Annotated in this window: 6 protein-coding genes; all 6 read right to left on the reverse strand. The window is 69.5% G+C overall.

The window, feature by feature from the left end; genetic code table 11:
- Positions 1–25: 25 nt before the first annotated feature.
- The 6 genes from recN to ACT3SZ_RS15785 are packed head-to-tail and all read right to left on the reverse strand — an operon-like array spanning position 26 to position 5,828.
- Positions 26–1,765, reverse strand: a complete 1,740-nt coding sequence (gene recN / locus ACT3SZ_RS15760) for a DNA repair protein RecN (RefSeq protein WP_444620233.1) — start codon at positions 1,763–1,765, stop codon at positions 26–28.
- Positions 1,766–1,769: 4 nt separating this feature from the next.
- On the reverse strand, positions 1,770–2,693 hold the full coding sequence (locus ACT3SZ_RS15765) for an NAD kinase (protein WP_444620235.1): 924 nt from the start codon (positions 2,691–2,693) through the stop codon (positions 1,770–1,772).
- Positions 2,690–3,529, reverse strand: a complete 840-nt coding sequence (locus ACT3SZ_RS15770) for a TlyA family RNA methyltransferase (RefSeq protein ID WP_444620237.1) — start codon at positions 3,527–3,529, stop codon at positions 2,690–2,692. Before ACT3SZ_RS15770 ends, ACT3SZ_RS15765 begins: the two co-directional genes overlap by 4 nt.
- Positions 3,530–3,531: 2 nt before the next feature.
- On the reverse strand, positions 3,532–3,714 hold the full coding sequence (locus ACT3SZ_RS15775) for a hypothetical protein (RefSeq protein WP_444620239.1): 183 nt from the start codon (positions 3,712–3,714) through the stop codon (positions 3,532–3,534).
- The gene (locus tag ACT3SZ_RS15780; protein WP_444620241.1) at positions 3,705–4,730 is read right to left on the reverse strand and encodes an HAD-IIA family hydrolase; all 1,026 of its coding nucleotides are present in this window, start codon (positions 4,728–4,730) and stop codon (positions 3,705–3,707) included. The genes ACT3SZ_RS15775 and ACT3SZ_RS15780 overlap by 10 nt, the downstream gene beginning before the upstream one ends.
- Before the next feature lie 3 nt (positions 4,731–4,733).
- A complete protein-coding gene (locus tag ACT3SZ_RS15785) occupies positions 4,734–5,828 on the reverse strand; it encodes a hypothetical protein (RefSeq protein ID WP_444620243.1) in 1,095 nt (364 codons plus the stop codon).
- Between the last annotated feature and the right edge of the window lie 172 nt (positions 5,829–6,000).

Consider the following 6,000-nt stretch of genomic DNA (forward strand, 5'->3'; position numbering starts at 1 on the left):
AGGCGCGCCGAGACGCGCCGTGTAATCACCGCCCGCCGATCTCCACCTTCGCTTCGCGGGCGGTCTCCAGGAGTTCCTCGGCGTGGGCGCGCCCGGTGTCGGACTCCAACCCGGCGAGCATGCGGGAGAGTTCCTCGACGCGCTCGGCCGAGCTCAGCGTATGCACGCTGGAGCGCACAGACTCGTCGTCGGACGCCTTGGCGACGTGCACGTGTGCATCGGCGAATGCCGCCACCTGCGGCAGGTGGGTCACCACGATGACCTGGTTATCCACGGCGAGGCGGGCGAGACGCCGGCCGATCTCGACCGCGGCACGTCCGCCGACGCCCGAGTCGACCTCGTCAAAGACCATGGTGCGGCCCGTGCCCGCCAGCACGACCTCCAGGGCGAGCATCACGCGGGAGAGCTCACCGCCGGACGCCGTGGCGGCCAGCGAGTTCGGCTTACCGCCCTGCACCAGCAGGAACTCGACCTCATCGATGCCGTCGGGGCCGCAGTCAGCGGGGCCGGCCGTGCCTGTTTTTCCGGCCGTGCCGGCACCTGCGGTGCGCACGTCCACCCGCAGCGAGGACGACATCTGCAGCCCGGCGATCTCGTCGCTGACGGCACCGGCAAAGCGGTCGGCCGCCGCGGTGCGGGCCGCCGACAGCGCCCCCGCCGCCTCCAGCATCGCCGACTCGGCTGCGCCTACCCGTCCGCGCAGGTCCTCCAGGGCGTCGCCGGAGACATCGATGGACGACAAGCGGTCATGGGCCTTGTTCCGCCACGCCAGCACACCGTCGATATCGGAGGCGTACTTACGCAGTTCGCGCAGGTCCTGCTGGCGTGCCAGCAGTCCCTCGAGACTCTCCGGTGCCGGGATGTCCGCCAGGGTCGCCCCGATCTCCCCGGAGATATCGGCCAGGTCCGTGACTAGTGCGTTGAGGCGTGCGGCGAGGTCGCCGAAGCGGGGTTCGGCCTCCGCACGCCCGGCCAGTGCGGTGGCCGCGGCAGAGACGGAGTCCACCGCCGCGGTGTCCTCTGCTGCGGCGTCGGGGTCTCCGCCGTCGATCGCGGCCAGGGCGGCCAGGGCGGCGTCGCGCACCTCGTCGGCGTCCTGCAGCCGGCTGATCATCGCCTTGAGTTCATCGTCCTCACCGGGCTGCGGGTCCAGGCCGTCGATCTCGTCGAGGGAGCGACGCAACGTCTCCGCCTCCAGGGCGAGGTCGCGGCGCTTCTCGGTGCGCTCGTTGAGGTCACGGGCCAATGTCGCCCACTCGCGCCGCAGACGTCGGTAGGCACGCCGGTCCTCGTCGAGGCCGGCGAAACGGTCGAGGTTGCGCAACTGCCGGGTCGGGTCGAGCAGCTGGAGCTGATCGGACTGGCCGTGGATGGTCAGCAGGCGGGAGGCGAAGTCGGCGAGCACCCCGGCGGCGACGGTGCGTCCGGCCAGGTGGGCACGCGAGCGCCCAGAGGAGCTCACCGAGCGGGAGGCCACGACCTCACCGTCCTCCACATAGCCGCCGACCTCGTCGACCAGCGCTGCGGCGGACCGAGAGTTGGCAGTGTCCTCACCGGTATGGAAAATCCCGTCGACGGTGGCGCGGTCAGTGCCGGCGCGCACGCGCTGGCTATCCGCCCGTGAGCCGGAGAGCAGCTTCAGGCCGGTGACGACCATCGTCTTTCCCGCACCGGTCTCGCCGGTGACCACGGTGAAGCCGTCGGTGAACTCGGCGACGGCCTCCTCGATGACACCCAGGTTCCTGATCTGGAGTTCCCTCAGCATCCCGTCACCTGCGCGGTCCGCGCCACCCGGTCACCGGGAGGCGGAACTTCTGGACGAGTCGGTCGGTGAACGGTTCGGTGTCCAGACGCACCCAGCGCACGTCCTGCGGGCCGCGGCGGATTTCCACGCGCGCGCCCGGGGGCATATGGATCTGACGGAAACCGTCCATCACCGCCGTCGCCGGCGAGGTGTGCGGGTTGGTTTCCACCGCCACCGTGGAGTCGGGGCTGACCACCAGCGGGCGGGCGAAGAGGGTGTGTGCGTTCGACGGCACCACCAGGATCGACGCCAGCTCGGGCCACAGGATCGGCCCGCCGGCGGAGAAGGCATAGGCCGTCGACCCGGTCGGGGTGGAGACCAACACACCGTCGCAGCCAAAGGAGCTCACCGGGCGTTGGTCGACCTCCAGGATCGTGTCCAGCACGCCCTGGCGGTTCAGGTTCTCCACCGAGCACTCGTTGAGGGCCCAGCCGGTGCCGAGCACACGACCGTCGATGTCACGGGCGGTGATCGACAGGGTCATCCGGTTCTCGATGCGGTAGTCACCGGCGATGACCCGGTCCAGGGCCTCCTCCAGCGACTCCTGCTCCCACTCGGCGAGGAAGCCGATATGGCCCATGTTCACGCCCAGCACGGGCACGTCCTGCGCATGGGCGATGTCCGCGGCGCGCAGGAATGTGCCATCCCCACCCAGCACGAGCACGAGGTCCACCCCACGGGCGGCCTCAGTGGTGTGCCCGTAGCGCGGGAAACGGCCGAGGATCTCGTGGCGGGCCACGGGTGCGGGGTCGCCGGTGGACATCACCCGCACGGTCAGCCCGCCGTCGGAGAGCCGTTGGGCGGCCGCGGCAGCCATGGAAAGTTTATCGGCCGCTCCGGTATGCGCGACCAGGAGCACCTCGCGGACGCGGGGGGCGTCGTCGGTCACTGGGGACCCTCCTTCACTGCCTTGTCGACCATGGTGGTCAGTTCCTCGTCATCGGGGGCGCTCACACCACCATCTTTCACCAACCAGAGAAAGTATTCCACGTTTCCGCTGGGACCGGGCAACGGTGAGGCGACGACGGCGCGTGTGGAGAGTCCGTGTCGACGTGCCGCCCGTGCCACATCCAGGGTCACCTCAGCGCGAAGGGCCGGGTCACGCACCACTCCCCCGTGCCCGAGCCGCTGGCGTCCGACCTCGAACTGCGGCTTGACCATCGGCAGCAGGTCGCCGCCGTCGGCGATGCAGTTGGCCAACGCCGGAAGCACGAGGTCGATGGAGATGAACGACAGGTCGCCGACCATGGCGTCCGCCGGTCCGCCGAGCTGTTCCGGGGTGAGGGTGCGCACGTTGGTGCGGTCCATCACGGTGACGCGATCGTCGTTCTGCAGCCGCCAGATCAGCTGGCCGTAGCCGACGTCCACGGCGAGCACCTCGGCGGCACCGCGCTGCAGGCAAACGTCGCTGAAACCGCCGGTGGACGCTCCGGCGTCGAGCACGCGGCGTCCGCCAAAATCGAGGCCGTCGGCCTCGAAGGCGGCGAGCGCGCCGAGGAGCTTATGCGCCCCGCGGGACGCCCACCGGTCGTCGTCGCTCTCGGTGACGCGGATGGAGACGTCCCCGTCGACACCGGTGGCCGGCTTGGAGGCGCGCATCCCGTTGACGCTGACGCGACCGGCGAGGATCATCTCGCGGGCGTGCTCGCGGGAACGGGCGTCCTTGCGCTTGACCAGTTCTGCGTCCAGTCGTTGGAGACGCCGGCCCTTGTTCGCCTTCGGCATGCTCAGCGGCCCTCCAGGGCGTCGTTGATCAGTCGGTGCGCCTGTTCGAGCAGCCCCGCCTCCTCGGTACCCTCGGCGTCGGACGCCAACAGGGCATCGACTTCGGCAACGAGGGTGTCGGCGTCGAAGATGCCGGTACCGGGGGTCGGGGTCTGCTTCGCCAGGTCGCCGGGGTTCACCGCCACGCCTCCAGGGAGGACGCTGCAGCGTGGTCACCATCGGCGGCGACGACCGCGATGTCCTGCAGGTCGCGTCCGGCGTCGAGCTCCGCCCACACCACCGGCGCGGCGACGGCAACGGCCTCAGCGGCCATAACCTCAACGTCGCCGGTCTCGCCCGCGTGCACGATGACCTGCACCCCGTCACCCTCGGCGACCGCCTCGGCGGACCAGCCGTCGAGGTGGTCGCGCAGGTTCGCGGCAATGAACGTAGGACGGTAGGACGTGCCCAGCAGCTCGGTGTGGGTGGCCACACCGGTGAGCACGCAGAGGCTGTCGAGGCCGGCAGCGTTGCCGCCGGCGATGTCGGTGTCGAGCCGATCGCCGACTGCCAGCGGACGGGTGGCACCGGACTCCGCCACGGCGCGCCGGAACATCTCCGGCAGCGGCTTGCCTGCGCTGCGCGGGGTCACACCGGTGGCACTGACCACAGCCGCAACCAGGGAACCATTGCCGACGAGGAAACCGCGTTCCGACGGCAGGGTGGTGTCCATGTTCGAGGCGACGTAAATCGCACCACGCTGAATGCACAGTGCTGCCTCGGAAAGCGTCGGCCAACCGTTGTCGGGACTGTGGCCGTGCAGGACGACGTGGGGTGCACCTTCCTCACCATCGGCGCCGTCAGCACTGTCGACGACGGTGAAGCCGGCGTCCCGGGCGAGACCGCGGAAGGATTCCGCCCCCACGACGTAGGCCCGACGTCCCTCGAGCGGCACACCCTGCTCACTGAGGATGTCATTGGCCAACGCACAGCCGGCCTGCGCAGAAGTGAGCACCTGGGACGCTTCGGCGGAAAAGCCAAGGGAGTTCAAGTGATCGGCGACCTGCACGGGCGACCGGGAGGCGTTGTTGGTGATGTACACGACCTGCCGACCATCGAGCGCCTCGTGGGCACCCTCGACGGGCTCCCCGCCACGGAAGACGGTGCCGTCGAGGTCGGCGAGCAGGACGTCGTAGTCGTCCAGGAGCTGCAGTCCCGCCATGGCTCAGGCTTTCCCGAGCTCGCGGAGGCGGTCCTCGGAGTCGAGGACGTTCTCGGTATCCATTTCCACGGCACGCTCGAACCACTCGCGTGCACCAGCGGTGTCGCCGGTAGCAAGGAGCGCGTCGGCGTAGGCGTAGGTCACGCGCAGGGCCGTCACGGCAGGGAGGTCAGTGGACTCCGACTCCGGCTGCAGGGCGGCCAGGGCGGCGTCGAGATCACCCAGGTCGTGCTGGGCACCAGAGACGACGATGGCCAGCTCGGCGCGACCCTCGGGGTCGAGTTCGCCGGCTTCCGGGCTGCGTCCGAGTTCGACGGCCTTGTCCGGGTGGCCGAGGCCACGCTCACAGTCGGCCATGACGGCGAGGAGGCCGGGACCACCGGCCATACGGCGGGAGGCGCGCAGTTCGGTCAGCGCCTCCTTCCAGTTACCGGCGTGGTAGGCGGCGATACCGAGGGTCTCGCGGGTGATCGGGACACGACCGCCGCGGTCCTTGGCGGCGCGTGCGTGGGCGAGAGCCTGCTCGGGGTCCTTGTCCATCAGGGCCGCTGCCATGACGAGGTGGCCAGCAACCTGGTCCGCGTTGTCCTTCGACAGGCTGCGCAGCTCCTGGCGGATACCGGGGTCGAGTTCCTTCGGGCTGACATCCGAAGGGATCTCGGGTTCCTGGTTGCGCTGGGAAATACGCTCCTCGCGGTAGCCCGAACGCATAGGGCCGTTATGACGGTCGCGGCGACGGTCGTCACCCTGGTTCTGCCCACCACGGTTGGGACGGGAGCCGTAACGGCGATCGCCGCCACCCTGGCCGCCGCGGCTGTCGCGGCGCTCCCCGCGGTTGTCGTTGTTGCGACCGCGGTAACCGCCCCGATCGTCACGACGCTCACCACGGTTGTCGTTGTCGCGACCGCGGTAGCCACCCCGATCGTCACGACGCTCACCACGATTGTCGTTGTCACGACCGCGGTAGCCGCCGCGGTCGTTGCCGCGGGATCCGTCGCGGCCTGAGCCGTAGCCTCCACGGCCACCCTGGCCCTGCCGGTTTCCTTGGCCGCCACGACCGTTGCCGCGGTAACCGCTGCCGCCGGAGGACTCGCTCATCTGACTACCTCTTCCTGGTGATGTGATTCCTGACCGATTCTAGGTCAGGTGGCCACGGAGTCCAACCGGGGTTGAGAGGCCGTGGATGGGACCGTGTCCGAAAAACTGCATAAAAAAAGTGTGTGGTCGGAGAAGTCGACTAGCGACTGCTCCAACCACACACCTTCACTTC

It is taken from the genome of Corynebacterium sp. AOP40-9SA-29 (assembly GCF_052377405.1).
Lineage (GTDB): Bacteria > Actinomycetota > Actinomycetes > Mycobacteriales > Mycobacteriaceae > Corynebacterium.